Annotated in this window: 16 protein-coding genes and 4 pseudogenes; 12 read left to right on the top strand and 8 right to left on the bottom strand. The window is 58.0% G+C overall.

Annotated features, from left to right (window positions below):
- Nucleotides 1-36 precede the first annotated feature (36 nt).
- The 4 genes and pseudogenes from K2U94_RS19765 to K2U94_RS19750 form a co-directional block, all read left to right on the top strand.
- Nucleotides 37-1,506: pseudogene (locus K2U94_RS19765) on the top strand (ISNCY family transposase); the annotation flags it as partial.
- 202 nt (nt 1,507-1,708) lie between these two features.
- Entirely contained in the window at nt 1,709-2,056 is a 348-nt protein-coding gene (gene tnpB / locus K2U94_RS20605) for an IS66 family insertion sequence element accessory protein TnpB (protein ID WP_336606188.1), read from the top strand.
- 104 nt (nt 2,057-2,160) lie between these two features.
- Nucleotides 2,161-2,706: an IS66 family transposase gene (locus K2U94_RS19755; RefSeq protein ID WP_243069008.1), complete on the top strand. Its 546-nt coding sequence runs from the start codon at nt 2,161-2,163 to the stop codon at nt 2,704-2,706.
- A pseudogene (locus K2U94_RS19750) lies at nt 2,619-2,854 on the top strand (IS66 family transposase); the annotation flags it as partial. The gene K2U94_RS19755 and the pseudogene K2U94_RS19750, both read left to right, overlap by 88 nt.
- A 26-nt stretch (nt 2,855-2,880) precedes the next feature.
- Here K2U94_RS19750 and K2U94_RS19745 read toward each other — a convergent pair.
- From K2U94_RS19745 to K2U94_RS20860, 5 genes and pseudogenes are all read right to left on the bottom strand, one after another.
- A complete protein-coding gene (locus tag K2U94_RS19745; RefSeq protein ID WP_243069007.1) occupies nt 2,881-3,009 on the bottom strand; it encodes a helix-turn-helix domain-containing protein in 129 nt (42 codons plus the stop codon).
- A 335-nt stretch (nt 3,010-3,344) separates the two neighbouring features.
- A pseudogene (gene tnpA, locus K2U94_RS20865) lies at nt 3,345-3,746 on the bottom strand (IS200/IS605 family transposase).
- A gap of 181 nt (nt 3,747-3,927) precedes the next feature.
- Entirely contained in the window at nt 3,928-4,335 is a 408-nt protein-coding gene (locus tag K2U94_RS19735; RefSeq protein WP_243069005.1) for a GFA family protein, read from the bottom strand.
- Between the two features lie 73 nt (nt 4,336-4,408).
- Nucleotides 4,409-4,576: a tautomerase family protein gene (locus K2U94_RS19730; protein WP_243069004.1), complete on the bottom strand. Its 168-nt coding sequence runs from the start codon at nt 4,574-4,576 to the stop codon at nt 4,409-4,411.
- Nucleotides 4,577-4,789: 213 nt separating this feature from the next.
- Nucleotides 4,790-5,104, bottom strand: coding sequence for a hypothetical protein (locus K2U94_RS20860; RefSeq protein ID WP_425332561.1), 315 nt, complete (start codon nt 5,102-5,104; stop codon nt 4,790-4,792).
- Nucleotides 5,105-5,550: 446 nt separating this feature from the next.
- Between K2U94_RS20860 and groES the strand changes: the two genes are divergently transcribed.
- Together groES and groL are read left to right on the top strand one after the other, a co-directional pair.
- Complete coding sequence (gene groES / locus K2U94_RS19720) at nt 5,551-5,838, top strand: co-chaperone GroES (protein WP_243069003.1); 288 nt, start codon at nt 5,551-5,553, stop codon at nt 5,836-5,838.
- Between the two features lie 43 nt (nt 5,839-5,881).
- The gene (gene groL / locus K2U94_RS19715; RefSeq protein WP_243069002.1) at nt 5,882-7,519 is read left to right on the top strand and encodes a chaperonin GroEL; all 1,638 of its coding nucleotides are present in this window, start codon (nt 5,882-5,884) and stop codon (nt 7,517-7,519) included.
- Between the two features lie 439 nt (nt 7,520-7,958).
- Here groL and K2U94_RS19705 read toward each other — a convergent pair whose 3' ends face one another.
- A complete protein-coding gene (locus K2U94_RS19705) occupies nt 7,959-8,261 on the bottom strand; it encodes a putative quinol monooxygenase (RefSeq protein ID WP_243069001.1) in 303 nt (100 codons plus the stop codon).
- A gap of 99 nt (nt 8,262-8,360) precedes the next feature.
- On the opposite strand from K2U94_RS19705, the gene K2U94_RS19700 reads away from it, so the two are divergent.
- Nucleotides 8,361-9,326, top strand: a complete 966-nt coding sequence (locus K2U94_RS19700; protein WP_243069000.1) for a GlxA family transcriptional regulator — start codon at nt 8,361-8,363, stop codon at nt 9,324-9,326.
- A 560-nt stretch (nt 9,327-9,886) separates the two neighbouring features.
- Nucleotides 9,887-10,363 (top strand): annotated as a pseudogene (locus K2U94_RS19695) (IS21 family transposase); the annotation flags it as partial.
- 1,435 nt (nt 10,364-11,798) lie between these two features.
- Here the strand turns inward: K2U94_RS19695 and K2U94_RS19685 are convergent.
- Both K2U94_RS19685 and K2U94_RS19680 read right to left on the bottom strand, forming a co-directional pair.
- Nucleotides 11,799-12,317 (bottom strand): RES family NAD+ phosphorylase, encoded by a 519-nt coding sequence (locus K2U94_RS19685; RefSeq protein WP_243068999.1) that lies wholly within the window; start codon nt 12,315-12,317, stop codon nt 11,799-11,801.
- Entirely contained in the window at nt 12,314-12,688 is a 375-nt protein-coding gene (locus K2U94_RS19680) for an antitoxin Xre/MbcA/ParS toxin-binding domain-containing protein (protein WP_243069052.1), read from the bottom strand. The genes K2U94_RS19685 and K2U94_RS19680 overlap by 4 nt, the downstream gene beginning before the upstream one ends.
- A 353-nt stretch (nt 12,689-13,041) precedes the next feature.
- On the opposite strand from K2U94_RS19680, the gene K2U94_RS19675 reads away from it, so the two are divergent.
- Genes K2U94_RS19675 through K2U94_RS19660 form a run of 4 tightly spaced genes read left to right on the top strand, consistent with a single transcriptional unit; the run spans nt 13,042 to nt 17,313 of the window.
- Nucleotides 13,042-14,139 carry a hypothetical protein gene (locus K2U94_RS19675; RefSeq protein ID WP_243068998.1) on the top strand — a complete coding sequence of 366 codons (1,098 nt, stop codon included), beginning with the start codon at nt 13,042-13,044 and terminating at the stop codon, nt 14,137-14,139.
- Nucleotides 14,140-14,167: 28 nt separating this feature from the next.
- On the top strand, nt 14,168-16,126 hold the full coding sequence (locus tag K2U94_RS19670; protein WP_243069051.1) for a type ISP restriction/modification enzyme: 1,959 nt from the start codon (nt 14,168-14,170) through the stop codon (nt 16,124-16,126).
- A 46-nt stretch (nt 16,127-16,172) separates the two neighbouring features.
- Complete coding sequence (locus K2U94_RS19665; RefSeq protein ID WP_243068997.1) at nt 16,173-16,682, top strand: hypothetical protein; 510 nt, start codon at nt 16,173-16,175, stop codon at nt 16,680-16,682.
- Nucleotides 16,657-17,313 (top strand): nucleotidyl transferase AbiEii/AbiGii toxin family protein, encoded by a 657-nt coding sequence (locus K2U94_RS19660; protein WP_243068996.1) that lies wholly within the window; start codon nt 16,657-16,659, stop codon nt 17,311-17,313. Before K2U94_RS19665 ends, K2U94_RS19660 begins: the two co-directional genes overlap by 26 nt.
- Nucleotides 17,314-17,991 lie beyond the last annotated feature (678 nt).

Below are 17,991 nucleotides of genomic sequence, written 5' to 3'. Positions count from 1 at the left end.
TTTGCTCCCGAGAGCGATTAGAGCATGGGGTAGACGATGAGGCGGATGAGCATGGCCACGCGCAGGGAAATGACGGCGGCTGTCGCGCAGCGTTATAGTAAGGCCGATCGCGCCGAAAAGACGCGACTCCTCGACGAGTTCGTCCTCGTCTCTGGCTATCACCGAAAGCACGCGATGCGTCTTCTGCGGGCCAGCAAGGAAGAACGGCCGGCGGTTCGCAGGGCGCTGCGACGGGTTTATGACGAGCCCGCGCGCTCCGCTTTGATCGTGCTCTGGGAGGCGTCCGACCGGGTCTGCGGCAAAAGGCTGAAGCCTTTGCTGCCCTTGCTTATCGAGGCGATGGAACGCCACGGCCATTTGTCGCCGGCGCCGGAAATCACATCCAAGATCCTGGCGATGAGCGCCGCGACCATCGACAGGTCGCTGCGGCCTGTCCGCGAAAAATCCCGTCTCGGCGTCGCCCGTCGACAGGCCTCAAGCGCGCTCAGACGCAGCGTGGCGGTGCGCACTTTCGCCGACTGGCAAGACCCGCAGCCGGGCTTCGTCGAAGCCGATCTCGTCGCCCATAGCGGACCCTCTCCGCGCGGCGGGTTTCTTTACACCTTCGTTCTCACCGATGTAGCGACCGGCTGGACGGAATGCGCCCCGCTGCTTGTGCGCGAGCAACATTTGTTGCGCGAAGTCTTGACCGAATTGCGCAAGCAGCTGCCTTTCGCGTTGCTTGGCTTCGACACGGACAACGACACGGTTTTCCTGAACGAGACCATCAAGACCTATTGCGAAGAGGCCGGCGTCGTGTTCACGCGATGCCGACCATATAAAAAGAACGACCAAGCCTTCGTCGAGCAGAAGAACGGGGCCATCGTTCGCCGGATGGTCGGCTATCGACGGTTTGAAGGGCTGACGGCGGCCGCGGCGTTGGCGCAGCTCTATCGCGCGTCCCGGTTGTTCGTGAACTTCTTCCAGCCCTCGTTCAAATTGCTGAGCAAAGAGCGCGATGGCGCGCACGTGCGCAAACGCTATGACGCGCCAACGACCCCACACCAACGCCTGCTCGCCGACGCCCGCCTGCCTGAAACCGCGCGCGAACGGTTGCAGGTGACATATCGCGGTCTCGACCCGATCGCGCTCTTGCGCGAAATCCGCGCTTGCCAAAGTCGCCTCGTCGAATTGGCCGATGTTTCAGCGCCCGCGCAGGAGAAGACGGCCCCTTTGCCCATCGAGCAATTCCTGTCAGGCTTACGCATTGCCTGGAAGGACGGTCAAGCGCGGCCGACCGATCGAGCCAAGCCGAAACCAAAACGCGAACGACGTCGACCCGACCCACTCGTCGCCGTCACGACTCAACTGCGAGCCTGGTTCTTGGCCGAACCGTGGCGATCGGGCAGCGAATTGCTCGCCAAGCTTCAAGCTGAATATCCTGGCGACTATCCCGCATGCCTGCTGCGCACCTTGCAACGTCGGCTGAAAGTTTGGCGCAGCGAGCGCGCTCATGATCTGGTGTTTGATCCGCCAGAACTCCGCCGCTCGACGTCCCAGAAGACAGAGGAAGTTGACCCGGGTTGGCCGTTCATCGCACCACCACCATTATCGGCGAGACGGAGCCGGCTTTGTCAATGACGGCCCTTCGGGCCGCCGCCAAAGGCGGTCGCGGTGCGATCATTGACAAACCCGACCCGCTCGCCAAGACGGCTCTCCGCGATAATGAATGGCCGACGATGTTGGCGGTTGCAGCCAAACACCTCGCCGTCACCCTTGCTCCAGCGGAAATTTTAGCGAAAATGCCGGGAGCAAAATGGTTGAGGCAACAGCCAAGGGGCTTCGGGAACATTCTTCGGTGAGGCAACACGGCCTCTCACCCAGATTGTCGCGCTATAAGGGCGCGTGTCTGTTCACGAAAAGGTTTGAACGCGGCCGTTTTCTGTGGCCCTCGATGGCCGACGGCGTGGTAACAATTTCGACGGCGCAATTATCCTATTTGCTTTCCGGAATCGACTGGCGAATGCCTCAGAAAACATGGCGTCCGGAGACGGCAGGGTGGCGTGCGGCTGATTGACTCAGGCTGTTTTTTTGGCCGATTTTCAACGGAAAATATGGTTCAATCGGAGCGGGGAAAACCCCTCCGATCCTCTCCCTTCCGACCTCGCCAGCGCCCACGCGATGATCCTCGCGCAGGGCGAACTTTTGGCGCAGGAACAGGCGGAAAGGATAGCGGCGCAGAGCGAAGCCATGGTCATCCGGCTGGAGATCGAGCGCCTGAAGTTCTTGTCGGCCAAGGCCCGGCGTGAAAAGTTCGGACAATCCTCCGAGCGCGGCAAACAGCTGATCGAACAGCTCGAACCGGCGATCGAGGATCTGGAAGAGACGCTGGGCGCCGGAGAAGCCAAAGCCGAGATCGCCGCGACGAAAGCCGCCAAGGAAAAGCACAAGCGGGCGCCGCGTGGGCCGCGCAAGCTTCCGGAAAATATGCCGGTCGAGCGGGTTGTCGAGCCGGCGCCTTGCGCCTGCGGCAAATGCGGAGGCGCGCGACGGCACAAGCTCGGCGAGGTTGTGACCAGGACGCTCGAAAGCGAGCCCCGGCAATGGAAGATTATCGAGCATGTGCGCGAAAAGTTCACATGCCGCGATTGCGAGGCGATTACCGAACGCCGGCGCCCTCGCATCCGATCGCGCGCGGATTTGCCGGCCCGCGCCTGCTGGCGATGATCCTGGTGGGGAAGTTCCTGTTGCATCAGCCGCTCAATCGCCAGCGCGCCACTTACGCCCGCGAGGGGTTGAGATCGACACGTTGACCCTGGCCGATTGGGTCGGCGGCTGCGTCGTGACGCTTGATCCGGTCCTGGCCTCGCTGAAAGCTCATGTCCTGCGGGGCGATCACATTCATGCCGATGACACCACGGTGCCGGTTGCGTCCGCGACTTCGCCGATCGAGTGGCCGCCTTCGACGACGCGGCGCGCCAATTCCGCTCGACCGTGCGGCGTCAAACGGGCATTCTTATGGATGTTCATCCGGGCCTCCGGGAAAAGGAGAAGCTTCGCAACTCCACTTTCCTCGGTCCAGTCCGGATGGACAACCTATTGCAAGCTCACATCTAGCCCTCGACGGGGGTCTAATCGAACGTAAGGGGCGTGGCCTCTACCAAGCGCCAAGAAGTCAGGTGAGCGAACAGTTTTTCTGGTCGGGAAAGAAGAGTATTTTGCCGAGACCGATAACTCTTTGGGTGGAACCGATCATCACCGTAGCTGCGCTGGCCAGACTCCATTGTAAACGCTCCACCGCCTAAAGGCGGTGGCTTCAGGTTACGGCTAAAAGGCGGATCGATCGGCCCCTTGGGCCGATAAGACTACACAACCTTGAAGCTATCATCCGGCTGCTCCGGTTTCTTGTCCTCAATATACTGTTTCCAGACTTCGTCTGTCAAGTTGCCCACAAGTGCTGGCCCCAATAGCGTTTGCGAAGCGCTTGATATTCCGACAGAAGTTTGTGCGAGCTTTTCCCCTTCAACGACTGCACCGCCCGAGAAACCGAACGCTGCGGAGGAATTGAGATCAGCATATGCACATGGTCTCGATTGATCGCTCCGGCATAGATCGTCATCTCATTTGCCCGAGCGATTTCTCGCAATAATTCACGCGTTCGCTCGCCTACGTCCCCAACCAATATTGGGTACCGATATTTCGTGACCCAGACGATGCGGTACTTGCAGTCCCATATCGGTGTGACTGCCGCGCTTGTAGTCCTGCATCCAGATAGGATCGCATCCCGGTCGCCTAAAGGCGAGGGATTTACGGATCCCCTATGGGGGACTTTAAATGGGGGTGGCCAAAAGAACTCAGTCCCCGGCCCGACCCGCTCGGCAGGGGTCGCCGCGTTTTTTGCGAAAATGGCGGCGTGGCCAATTCATCGCCTGAATCGTTGGCTCCGACTCAACCCGGCATTTTGGCGAAACTGGCGGCGCCCTCGACAAGCGGCGTCCATTTCTGCCGAGAGTCGCAGTAGATCTCCAGAGTCGGTTTCAGCCAGCTGGTGTCGTCAAAACAACCCGCCTTGACAATGGCGGCGCCGGGCATGGCCTCGGCCTCGGTCCATACCTGCGATCCGCAATCCGCGCAGAACCAGCGATCGACCGCGCCTCCGCTGTCGCCCTTGTCGGCGAATTTTTTCAGCGGGCCGGAAACGGTGAGTTTTGCGCGCGGCGAAATCGCATTGACCGAATAGGCCGAGGAGGTCGATTTCTGGCAATGGGTGCAATGGCAGATGGCGACGGTCGGCTGTTCGTCGTCGAGCGCGAAATGCGATTTGCCGCACAGGCAGCTTCCAGAGCGTATGGTCATGCGTTCCTCCCCAATCCGGCCATAAGGATAAAGACAGCGCCCCCGGGCAGACGCCGCTAGTTCTCCGCTTTCGCTACCCCGCCGACGGAAAAATGGTGGGGCGGCACTTCCCGAATGAAGATGCGATGGTTTCCTTCCGCGCCTCGATCGCTTCGTGAACGGCGTCCGCCACTTTCTGCAACGGCCGCGCCTCGGCTTCGTCGGAGCTGCCTTCGATCGGCGTGATATCAAGGATGGGCATGGCTTACTCTGCAACTTGAATCGAGACCGAACCCAAGTTTTGAATAGTATTACGCACATGCTGCCCGACGGCAAGCGGATGCGCCGCCGTGGCTAGGGCAATCGGGTCAGGTTAACAAAATCTGAATAGTGGCCTGGGAAAACAAAATTGCAGATGCGAAACGCAGCCTTTTCGGTCGCCATCAGCGCTTTGTCTCCTCAGGTCGCAGAATTTTTACGCGCCTTTTCCGCTTCTGCGATGGTTTGACTCTCCCGTCTTCAAGGGAATGAGGGACGGCGCCGCCACCATGCATTCCTGGCCAAGGCCGGTCAGCTGACGATAAAGGCCATATCCGCAAGGTCCGGCCTCGTAGCAGAACGACGAGGAACGACCGCCCTTCGCAAGCCGTTCAACCAATTTGGCGATGTGATCGGGACGGTTGAGAAAGTAGCCGAGTTCGCGAACCTCGCCGCCGCAAGCGCCGTCTGCGACGGCGACAGCGATAGTCGCCTTATGGACATCCGGTCCCACGAAAACGATATTACTCATTAGGCCCGTCCCCCATGTCTGAGGCTCGGAGCCGGCCAGCCCGGCGCAATCCTCGATCAGGGACATGCAGTGGGGCGGGCCGCCATCGCTTTACACGGCGAACACAGGGTCTAGGCGGCATGACGGGTCCGGATCGGACGGCATCGGCGGTGACGGGGCAAGTGTTATGCCGCATCTGCCAATTTTCTTGATGAAACGCTTCCGTGAGCGTCGATGCCGCGACAGCGCTTGAAGATAGCCGCCCGGACTGCTGATGAGAAGGGTAGGGCGCGAAAATCCGATGACGATTCTGTCGAACGACAGAGGACGGATTGACAAAGCACTTGCACTGACCCTATCTCCGCATCGGCCTATTGGCACTCTAGCTCGATGAGTGCTAATTGGCGCGCGAATTCACAGCCCTGCTCGAAGGTCGGGTTTGGCGTCAATCGACAGGAAATAAAATCATGACTTTCCGTCCCCTGCATGACCGCGTCGTCGTCAAGCGCCTCGAAGGCGAAGAGAAGACCAAGGGCGGCATCATCATTCCCGACACCGCCAAGGAAAAGCCCCAAGAAGGCGAAATCGTCGCCGTCGGCCCCGGCGCGCGCGACGAAGCCGGCAAGCTCGTGCCGCTCGACGTCAAGGCGGGCGACCGTGTGCTGTTCGGCAAATGGTCCGGCACCGAAGTCAAGATCGACGGTCAGGACCTCCTGATCATGAAGGAATCCGACATTCTCGGCGTCGTCGGCTGACTTCTTCCCAAAACCCCTTTTTACCCATCTCAGGAGCTAAAACATGGCTGCCAAAGACGTCCGTTTTTCCACCGACGCCCGCGACCGTTTGCTGCGCGGTGTTGAAATTCTCGCCAATGCCGTCAAGGTCACTTTGGGCCCCAAGGGCCGCAACGTCGTGATCGAAAAGTCCTTCGGCGCTCCGCGCATCACCAAGGACGGCGTCACCGTCGCCAAGGAAATCGAACTGGCTGACCGCTTCGAGAATCTCGGCGCCCAGCTGGTGCGCGAAGTCGCCTCCAAGCAGAATGACATCGCCGGCGACGGCACCACCACCGCCACCGTTCTGGCGGCCTCCATCGTTCGCGAAGGCACCAAGGCGGTCGCCGCCGGCCTCAACCCAATGGATCTCAAGCGCGGAATCGATCTTGCTGTCGAAGCCATCGTGGCCGACCTCAAGAAGAATTCCAAGAAGGTGACGTCCAACGACGAAATCGCCCAGGTCGGCACGATTGCGGCCAATGGCGACACCTTCATCGGCCAGGAAATCGCCAAGGCGATGCAGAAGGTCGGCAATGAAGGCGTGATCACGGTGGAAGAGGCCAAGAGCCTCGAGACCGAGACCGACATCGTAGAAGGCATGCAGTTCGACCGCGGCTATCTCTCGCCCTATTTCATCACCAATGCCGAGAAGATGATCGCCGAGCTGGAAGACCCCTATATCCTCATCGTCGAAAAGAAGGTCTCGACCCTGCAGCCGTTGCTGCCGGTGCTCGAAGCCGTGGTCCAGACCGGCAAGCCCTTGCTGATCATCGCGGAAGACGTCGAAGGCGAAGCCCTGGCCACACTCGTCGTCAACAAGCTGCGCGGCGGCTTGAAGATCGCCGCCGTCAAGGCGCCGGGCTTTGGCGATCGCCGCAAGGCCATGCTGGAGGATATCGCCATCCTGACCGCCGGTCAGGTCGTGTCGGAAGACATCGGCATCAAGCTCGAAAACGTCACCCTGGACAAGCTTGGCCGCGCGAAAAAGGTGCGTCTCGACAAGGAGCACACCACCATTGTCGACGGCAATGGCGGCAAGCCCGAGATCGAGGCCCGCATCGCCCAGATCAAGGCCCAGGTCGAGGAAACCACCTCGGACTACGACCGTGAGAAGCTGCAGGAGCGTCTGGCCAAGCTGGCCGGCGGCGTCGCGATCATCCGCGTCGGCGGCGCGACCGAAGTCGAAGTGAAGGAAAAGAAGGACCGCGTCGAAGACGCCCTCAACGCCACCCGCGCGGCAGTCGAAGAAGGCGTCCTTCCTGGTGGCGCCGTGGCTCTACTCCGATCCATCAAGGCGCTCGACGCCGTGAAGGTCGCCAACGCCGATCAGAAGACCGGCGTGGACATCGTCCGCAAGGCCGTGCAGACCCCGGCGCGCCAGATCGTCGACAATGCCGGCGCCGATGGCGCGGTCGTGGTCGGCAGGCTGATCGAATCGCCTGACTACAACTTCGGATATGACGCTCAGTCCGGCGAATACGTCGACATGGTCAAGGCGGGCATCATCGACCCCACCAAGGTCGTGCGCACCGCCATCCAAGACGCCGCTTCAATTGCCGGCCTGATCGTCACCACCGAGGCGATCATCACCGAAGCGCCGAAGAAGGACGCCGGTCCCTCCATGCCGGCGGGCGGCGGCATGGGCGGCATGGACTTCTGATTGGCGTAAAAAGTTATGGCGGGAGCGAGAAGCGCCTGCCATGCGACGCAAGGTCGTTTTCGCGCCGCGTTCAATCGTTAAAGTGCGGCGGCTTAGTAGCCGCTGCATTTTAGATCCGTCTTTTTCGCCAAGCCCGTCGCCTCGAGTTTGCCGACGATAGCTGGTTTGTATGCGAGAAAAGCAAAGCATCAAGGCTCACTCGCCATCATCGGGCGTCCTTCATCGGCAGTGTTGTATTAGTCAAGGCCGTCGTCCGAGCTGCGCTCACATCACCATGGTCGAAACGCCAGATCGGAGCCCAGATAAACAAACTCAAATTGATTAAAAGGCCGATGAACTGGCGGTCGACAATGGATTTGTTACGAGCCACGATAGAATGGCGCTCTGAGACTCAGAGCGCCATCAATACTGCGCCGCAACCTGGTCTGCGGTCTTTCAGCTAACCAGGGAGTTTAGCCGCAAGCACATCAACTTTCTCAATGCGTGGCGGCTCGGCCAGCAGCTCGTCGGCGCGCGCCATTAGTGCTGCGGCGATGCTTCCATTGAGATGAGCTTCGCGTCCGATTTCGTCGGCGAACGCGTCAAAGATCCCGAATGTGGACGCGCCAAAGCGCAAAGCAAACCAAACCGGCGTCAGCGATTCGGCGTTGGCAAGGGCCAAGCCGCTTTCGAGAAATGTCTGCAATGCGGCCTCTTGGCCCGGCTTGGCTTCCAGACGCGCAAACAACGCTAATTTGACCATTTACGACCTCACTTTTTCATGGTGGCAACGGCGAAAGCATAGGCGATACTGCTGGTTTTGTAACTTGGCAAGTTCGCCAATAATGGTACCATTCTCGCCATGATCATTTATCTCCTGACACTGGACGGGGCGTTTGATACCGGCCTAGGCGCTCTGCTTGACGTCTTCGCCGTCGCGAACGAACTGGCCGAGTCCGCGGGCCTTGCGACGCCTCGATTTTCGGTGACGCTCCTGGGCGTGCGCAAACAAGTGACGACAGCTCAGGGCTTGATTGTGCCCGTTGTAACTGGGACGGGCTTGCCGCGCCCGGACATGGTAATCGTTCCCGCCCTTGGCGCCAAAAAACCGGAAACGCTGCTAATCGCCCTTCAACGACGGGATGTCGCCGAGGCCGGCCGGCTACTGCGCCACTGGAACGGGCAAGGAGCGTTGATCGCAGCAGCCTGTACAGCAACTTTCATTCTAGCCGAAGCCCGGCTCCTTAACGGTTTGTCTGCGACGACCAGCTGGTGGCTAGCGGCTCTGTTTCGAACCCGTTACTCTTTGGTCAGCCTCGACGAATCGCGCATGCTCGTGGAGTCGGGCCGAATCGTCACTGCGGGCGCTGCCCTGGCCCACGTCGATCTAGCTTTACATCTCGTACGGCGTTCCGATCCGGAGCTAGCAGCCCTAACTGCGAAGTATTTTGTTGCCGATCCGCGACGCTCCCAGGCGCCTTACGTTGTTCCCAATCATCTCGGGCATTGCGATCCTGTTCTCGATCGCTTTGAGCGCTGGGCTCGCAACCATCTGGCTGACGGTTTTTCCTTGAAGGACGCGGCGTTTGCAGCCGGAGCAAGCGAACGCACTTTGGCGCGTCGGCTGCGCGGCGCGCTCGGCAAATCTCCGCTGTCATATTTCCAGGATCTACGAGTGGAATGTGCAGCCCATCTTTTGCATACCACGAGCGCCAGCGTCGAGCAGATTGCCCAACAGGTAGGTTATTCCAACGCGGCTACACTTCGCTTGCTGCTCAGACGCAAACTCGATCGCAGCGCACGTCAATTGCGTTCGATTCAGGTTTAAGAGCCGATCTAAAAACTTGTTGAGTCTGAGCTACTCCCCGTTGGTTGGACAAATTCCGTGGTGATTTAAGCTACTGTCTGGGCCTGCTGGTCGGGTTCAATCCTGTTCCAATAAACCACGGCAGGCGGTTGCCCGCCATGGGCGGGGAGCGGCTACTTTGGCTTCTGCCAAACCCCGGAGGTGCTCACGGTCCTCGACGCGTCTCTGGCGGCGGTGGCGAACCGGGCAAAACCGCTTCATGGAATTACGCAGTCGCGGCGTAGCCAAGTTCCCAGCGGCGGACGCAGCCGATTCTCCCACGGGGCTCTGATGAACCGCCCCGGGTTTAGACCGAGGGTCAGATTACCAAACTAAAGCTCGTGAAGCGTCAAATGTACGGCAGGCGAAAAATCGACCTGCTCCGGGCGCGCGTCATCGGCTTTCAATAGGAGAGATTGCCATCAAAATTGCGTCAGAGCCCAAATTTAACCCCATGAACGGGGGATCGGCTTCCAAAATTGCCCCCCGACAGGTTGGCCTGAAGAGCTGCCCGTTTTGCATTGGCAAGCGGGCGGGCGGGGATGTTGATTGTGGAGACAATTGGCCGGATTCGGCGTGAGCATTTTGTCAAAGGCAAGTCGATCAAGGAGATTTCGCGCGAGCTGAGGCTTTCGCGGAATACGGTTCGCAAGGTTCTTCGTTCGGGCGTGACCGCCTTCGATTATCAGCGCGAGGTTCAGCCGCGGCCCAAACTTGGGCGTTGGGCAAAGGATCTGGAACGATTGCTCACGTCGAACGGCGAGAAGCCGGCGCGAGAGCGGCTCACGCTGATCCGGATTTTCGAGACGCTGCGCGATCTTGGCTACGAGGGCGGCTACGACGCGGTGCGCCGCTACGCCAAGACCTGGCGGCGCGCCTGGCGCTTCGGGTCGGTCAGCTACGATTGGCATGGTCGCCTCCAGAGCCACGAGATCGTCCTGCTCGACGGCGTCACCACGACAGTCAAAGTCGCCCATGTCCGCTTCTGCCACAGCAGCATGTTCTTCGTGCGCGCCTACTCGAGCTGCTCTGGCATCCGGTGTTGTCGCTGGCGGCGGTTCCGCCTACATTCGGGCGGCGCGAGAAATTGAGGCGGGATTGGCCGAAGAGGAGTGTCTGGCGCGCAGGGCTGGCCTCCAGGCGGTGGCATCGGCCTTGAGAGCCCCACGGAGCGCTATACTGGCCAATGTGGGAGAGATGAGTTTGGCTTGGCAGCCGAGGGAGGACGTTTGGTTCGACTGGGACGCGCGTACCAGACGCGACGCCGTGGACTTGTGGGAAGCAGGCATCGCCGACCCCTTGAATCAGTGCGAACTAACTCTTTCATTGGCGGTCAGCCTGTGCAAAAGCCTGTGCAATGTGTCCGTGATGGTCCTCAAGACGCTTCCACAGCCAAGCGATTTCGAGCCCGAAGTGGCCGCGGCAACCCGGGAAGTCGTGTAGCCTGACCGGCTCGCGAAAACGGGAGATGCCCAGTCTTGGGTTAGTTTGACTTGAGGGCCGCGTGATCTCCTAGGCGTTTCATTTGTACGGAAGGGGTCGCGCATTCGGATTGACGTGGGAAGTATTTTCCTCTACTTTACCTTAGGATTTGGTCTTGGGATGCCTTGCGCTCGCGCTCGGTGGTGTTCACTTCTAGATAAGTCCACAAATGACTAGTCTATTTGAAAAAAGTTCACAGAAGAACAAGCCGAAAACCCAACTCACTATGCCGGGGTGATTGACGTCGCCGGATAATTGCGACGAAAGGAGCTTTTGGCTATGTGACGCAAGTTGTCGAGCGCTGCCTCCCGCAACGGCGCTCGACGACATTTTCGGGTCCTGAACTATATTGAGGTAGTCTGAGCATGCGAAAGCGACTCTGACGCATCCGTGGAACGACCCCGCCGGCAATTATTTTTTGTAATCTCTGTCCCACTCGTGATTGGCGCGGTCAGATATTCGAACTCCGGTTGTGGACATTTGACCGCTGGCGACGATGAGTTCCACGATGTCGTTCGCCTCATCAATTTTACGCGCTCTGCGGCGCTCTGCCTCAGACAGTTTGAGCGATATCGGGAGAAGATCCCGCTGGGTTCAACGATCGTTGATTGCACCTCTGCCGCATCCAACAAGAAATCTGCCGAAAGCCAAAGTTCAGAATCCGAGTGGCGGCAAAGATCACGTGATGAGCACCAGCAAGCAGGGCGACGGCTATCTGCGGCGTCTGCTGGTGTCGGGCCGACGGCGGTCAGCGAAACGCACGCCAGAACAACAATGAGGTTCGTCCCGGCCAGAAAAAACGCATAGACGCCGGCTCCGCCCACGGCAGGAACCTCGTCGGCGCGGTAACGCCTTTCCAGCAATTGGGTCTTGATCGTTGCCAGGTCGACCATCGAATGGACCGGCCAAGCTCAAGGTTGGCTCCAAGCCACGGTTCGATTTCAATGACCTCAAATGGATCGAGCGCTTTTCCTAGCGCCACGAGAGCTGATCTTTCGGCAATCGTCCGCTGGGGTCGAATACGCGAACTTGGTGCGGTGGATTTTCATCCCACCGCCAGAGAACAAGGTTATGGTCCTCCGCGGTTGCTCCAGGGGCAAAGCTCGGGACAAGAATGCCAGCCTTACCCTCACTGTGTAACCGGCGGACTATTTCCCACGTCGGCGGCTCTTTGCCGGCCGCCAGCAAAGCGAACCAGCCGCATGCCAAATCTTCCATCTGAACGGAATGTTCGGCGCGGCACTCAACAGTCCGCAAATCGGCGATGTCGTCGCAGGCGACCTCATAGGAGCACAAGATGCATGGATCGATCTTGTGAGCGAAACCCTGATTGGCCTCCTTCACAGCGGTCATGATATCCAGGCCGAGGTAAAGAGCAGGCATGCCTCTTGGGTTAAAGCGGGCTCCCCGGATTGCTGCTCCGTCGCCAGAGAGGGGCTTGAACGCCCACCGAGGATCGTGCGCGCGAAAGCACGTTTGCTCAAACCTCACGCAAATCCGCCCATCGCGAGATGGTCGAGATAGTCGCGGACGGCCGCTGCTTGGCCAGACTTGACCAAAGCTTCCGCAGTCCGGCCGCCGAATGCGGCGATGGGCTGCGCGCGATACCACGCCATCGCTTGATTTTGGCCGCCGGCCCAAGTGGAAATCCGGCTCACGATCTCCAACATCTCCCGAACGCGACTTTGGGTTTTAACCGCATTTGTGCGAGCCGATTTGTGGAACGTCTCGCGTCCTAGACCGACCGTTTCGGCGAGCTGACCCTTGGACATGCCGAAACTCTCGGCAATCCGTTGTACGGCGACATGACCGCCCTCATCGATAAACCCGGCGATCAGTGGCGCTCCCAATTCAGTTCTCACGAATTGACCGCTCGAAGACGCGCGCTTAACCGCAGCGCTGCCGCCCGCTGAAGTCTGGATCCTACCTTTACGCGTCTGAGCCAATGTCCGATCCTTTGCCTGAATTTACCGGCAAAATATGCGCCTTTTATCGCTATCTTTCAAGGTCGCCATCAAAATCGGCAACCACACAGTTCGGGTGATCCCCTCGCGCCCCGATCTGACGCGACAAAGTCGGGCAGTGTGGTTCGGTGGCGACCGACAGCATTTCGGCCCAGAGGCGGCCTTGACGAGCCCGGTGTGGAGGGCGAAAGCTCCACTGGAATTGCGTGCCCCTGCCTTGGCCGGGTAGACTTTGCGGCAGAGGACGGTTCATGAGCCAATTGCTGATCCAGAAATATTTGAATGAGATTGATCGTTACAAAAAATACTCCGGCTCAAGCACGGAAGGCATAACGAGCGAAGCCTTCAAGGATTTGCTCAAGACCTGGGCCAAGCAGAACCATCTCATTTTTATCAACCAATACGAGTTTCAGTCGCCGCAGAAGAATCGCATCCGGCCCGACGGGACCATTCTGCACGATCTGCGCGTGCCGCTCGGATATTGGGAGGCCAAGGACACCGCCGACGACCTCGACGGCGAAATCGCCAAAAAGCTGGCCAAGGGCTATCCGCAGGACAATATCATTTTCGAGGACACGCGCACCGCTGTCCTGATCCAGAACCGGCGGGAAGTGCTGCGCTGCAAGATGCTCGACACCGATGAGCTGGCGCGTCTGCTGGCCCTGTTTTTCGGTTACGAGCGGCAGGAAATCGCCGATTTCCGCAAGGCGGTTGCGCAGTTTTCGACCGACCTGCCTGCAGTCCTCGCGGCTTTGCGCGCCCGCATTACCGACGCATACGCGGATAACGCGCCATTCCGCAAAGCGGCCAACGTCTTCCTGAAACAGGCCAAGGGCACGATCAATCCGGCGGTGACCGAGGCCGATATTCAGGAAATGCTGATCCAGCATATCCTGACCGAGGAAATCTTCGCCCATGTCTTCAGCGATGGAGACTTCCACCGCGAAAACAATATCGCCAAGCAGCTTTACGGGCTGGAAGAAAAATTCTTCACCAAGGGGATCAAGCGCGACACGCTGAAGGCCCTGGAACCCTATTACGCGGCCATCCGCGCCAACGCCGCGCAGATTACCAGCCATATCGAGAAACAGACCTTCTTGAAGGTCATCTATGAGAGGTTCTACAAGGTCTATAATCCAAAGGCGGCGGACCGGCTCGGTGTGGTCTATACGCCGCATGAGATCGTCAAATTCATGGTCGAGGGGGCGGACTGGCTGTGCCACAAGCATTTTCGGCAAGGCGCTGATCGACCCGCATGTCGAAATCCTCGATCCGGCGACCGGCACCGGCACATTTATCTGCGAGCTGCTCGAACATTTTCGCGGGCAGCCACAGAAGCTCATTCATAAATACAAGGAGGAACTACATGCGAATGAAGTGGCGATCCTGCCCTATTATGTCGCCAACCTGAATATTGAGGCAACCTACGCGACTATCACCGGTCAGTTCGGCGAATATCCCAACCTCTGCTTTGTCGACACGCTGGATAATGTCAAATCCTTGGGCATTCGAACCGGACAGCACGTCGGCGACTTGTTCGGCTCGCTTTCCGAAGAAAATATTGCGCGCATCACACGGCAAAATAATCGCAAGATTTCTATCGTCATCGGCAATCCGCCATATAACGCCAACCAGCAAAATGAAAACGACAACAACAAAAACCGAGAATATGCGGAAATCGATTCACGCATAAAGGACACGTACATCAAGCAGAGCACGGCGCAAAAAACCAAGCTTTACGACATGTATGCGCGGTTTTTCCGTTGGGCCTCGGATCGCATGCATGACGATGGCGTGCTGGCCTTCATCACCAACCGCAGTTTTATCGACAGCCGCACTTTTGATGGCTTTCGCCGCTGCGTTGCTCAGGATTTCGCCGAGATTTATGTCGTCGATCTCGGTGGCGACGTGCGCGCCAATCCAAAGTTATCTGGCACGAAACATAACGTCTTTGGCATTCAGACTGGCGTCGCCATTTCCTTCATGGTGAAGAAACGAGCCCTCAAGAGCAGCTATATTTTTTACGCTCGTCGCCCGGAAATGGACACGGCGGAAGATAAGCTGGCCTTTTTGGGCAGCACCTCGGCTGCGCAAATTCAGTACGAGCAGATCACGCCGGACAAGAGCGCCAATTGGGTGAACCTGACTGACAACGATTGGGATAGCCTCATTCCGGTGGCGGATAAGCGCACGAAGGCCTCCACTGCCAAAGGGCAGGAAAAGGCGATTTTCAAACTATTTTCGTTGGGCGTTGTTACCAATCGCGACGAATGGGTATATTCCTGTGATGATACTCAATTAGAGAAGAAGGTCGGCTTCCTTATTGATTCTTATAATCCAGATCGTGACAAATTTTCAAAATTACGACACAAAAGCGTATCTATAGATAAGTTGAACACGAATATAAAATGGACGAGAGCGGTTAAACGCGATTTAAATAGTGGAAAAATATATACGTACGACCGTGATTTGCGATCATCCAGCGATTATCGACCTTTTACAAAAAAGAGACTTTATTTCAGCGGTCAATTAAACGAGATGGTTTATCAAGTACCGCATCTATTCGGGCCGAGCGCGGGCCAGAACATTGGCATCTGCTATGTTGCCGAAGACAGGGCGTTGTTCTCCGCTTTGGCGGTAACAGAAATTCCGAACAAAGACTTTTTTATGCCGAGCGCCGCTCAAGTTTTGTCACGCTCTTATTATTCTGCATCGAATGGCAAACAAGACAACATCACCGATTGGGCGCTGAAACAATTTGAAAAACGCTATGGAAAAACCAAGGCGAAGCCGATCACCAAGGACGCCATCTTCCACTATGTGTATGGCGTGCTGCATGATCCGACCTATCGCGAAAAATATGCGCAGAACCTCAAGCGCGAGTTCCCCCGGCTGCCCTTCTACCCCGATTTCTGGAGCTGGGCGGACTGGGGCGATAAGCTGATGCGCCTGCATATCGGCTTTGAAACCGTGGATCCCTGGCCGCTCGCCCGGGTTGAGACGCCGGACCCGCGCGCCCGTGCGGCAGGAGTGGCGGCCAAGCCGATCCTCAAATCCCTGCCCAATGATGGGATCATCAAGCTGGATTCTGAAACCACGCTGACCGGCATCCCGCCCGAGGCTTTCGCCTACCGCCTTGGCAACCGCTCCGGCCTCGACTGGATATTGGATCAATACAAGGAAAAGACCCCGAAAGACCCGACTATCCGCGAGAAATTCAACACCTACCGTTTCGCCGACTACAAGGAAAAGGTCATCGACCTGATCGCCCGCGTCACGCGGGTTTCAGTCGAAACAATGGCGATAGCCAGTGCGATGAAAGAGGCGAAACGCTAGCCTCGCACGTCTTCGATCCGTCGGTGGCCAAGATACCGAGGCTTCGATGTTTGAAGGTTTACGCGGAATCGGACGCCATCGCTTCGACATAGGGGGAATCCACGCCGGGCACATCAGCGACGCAGAGCATGTAATCGCTCTCGCAAGGGAAACGGTTCGGAAGGGACGGTTTCTGGCATTGCTCGACTATTTCTGCGTTAAGGCTTATATATTTATGATGGTTACGTTGGCCGCCCACTCTGAATCGCCTGTCGTACCCGGGGCAATCTCCTGGGTGGATAAGCTCGTGCTCGCGACCGTGAACGCGCCGTACAGCCGGAATATTTCGTCTGCTATTCTTGAGGAATGCCTCGCTAAGATGATGATTGCGGGTTGGCCTGCGCATCTCGCTAGCTTTTTTACGGAATTGAAGCCTGAGCTAGTGCTGAGCTTTGCGTCGGAGCACGGCGTTTCTCAGAGCAATCTCACGGCGTCCTACGAAGCCGTCAAAGACTTCTCCGGCGAGAGCAATCCCGGCTTGGAGGAGCAGTTTGTCTTATTGGCGTCTGCTGCTTAAGCGCACAATTAGCGGCCTCTTCAAGCTCGAACAGTTAGGCCGGCCAGTACCGAGTTGGGTCTTGGGCGGTGGAACCGCGCTTATGGTTCATACGGACCATCGATTAAGCAAGGACGTCGACGCCTTTATCGACGATCCGCAATATCTTTCCTATATCTCTCCTCGCCTTGTTTCCGAGGATATTTGGAGCTGCGACGCCTATGATGAGACGGCTCATTATCTGAAGCTTGTCTATCCCGAAGGCGAAATCGACTTCATCGTCGCATCGAAATTCACGTCGATCCCCGATTTGGCGAAATCAATTGATGGCAACACGGTTTCGATAGAGCATCCCGTCGAGATCGCGATCAAAAAGCTTCATTACCGCGGCCCGCAGCTCAAAGTCAGAGATATTTTTGATATTGCCGTGGTCGATCGCTTCGCATCTGAATTGCTCGCGGAGAATCTCCCACTTATCGCGGGCAAGAAAGCGGCGATCCTGGCTCGGCTCGCAGCGATAAAGCCGGGATACGCCAAGGCCGAATTGATGGAATTGGCGATTCAGGAGCCGTGGCGGGAACTCGCTGATACATGCCTTCAACGTGTAAAACACCTCATTGAAGAAATTCCAGATCTGCTTCCGCACCCTTGAATTCGGTGTATGCGCCGAGGTTGTGCAAATTCAAAGACTCGCTCTCTTCGTCGGGGAAAGCCTTCCCCCTGACCGGCGCCATGGTCGCCGGCGCACCCCCTTCTGCGGGGAGACCCCACAACGCCCCCTTTGCGGTCACAGACTGACGTCGACTTTGCGGTGATAAAATGTGCCCGATGGCGTCGCCAGGCTTATTCGCGCCATAGCGCCCATCCGCGAACGGATAGACTTTCGTGAAGCGCCAGGCCGGATCCAATGGCGAAAAAGTCGCCGTCCCGGAATTCGTATGACCAGGGCGGGGCGTATTCCTTTAAATCATCATCGACGAGAATTCTCAGCGCGACGCGCTCAGGCGGATCGTCCTCGCGGCTGAATGGCGTCGCATCATTGCCGGGCAGGGACCAAAGCCGCGGTGGCGGACGCGTCATCAAATTCAGATCGGCTCAAACAGGAATCTCGCAAAAAACAATAGCTCCACCTTCTATAGCCAGCGCGCTGAGGTAAAGTGCACATCTGTTCCGAAATCACCGACAAGATCGTTGCCGAGTTGGCGGATGGAGCGAGCTCTAGGTCCAGCCCTGGGGGACGGCCGCCGGGGCGCCGCTGGGCAATGCCCAAGAACGCGGCGCGGATCGGCGCTATACTGGAATCGATGTGCTCATTCTCTGAAGCGCGGTG

Origin of the sequence: Candidatus Rhodoblastus alkanivorans (genome assembly GCF_022760755.1) — a bacterium.
GTDB classification, from domain to species: domain Bacteria; phylum Pseudomonadota; class Alphaproteobacteria; order Rhizobiales; family Beijerinckiaceae; genus Rhodoblastus; species Rhodoblastus alkanivorans.
Note: the sequence above shows the minus strand (reverse complement) of the source record. Positions and strands in the feature narration are given on the sequence as shown.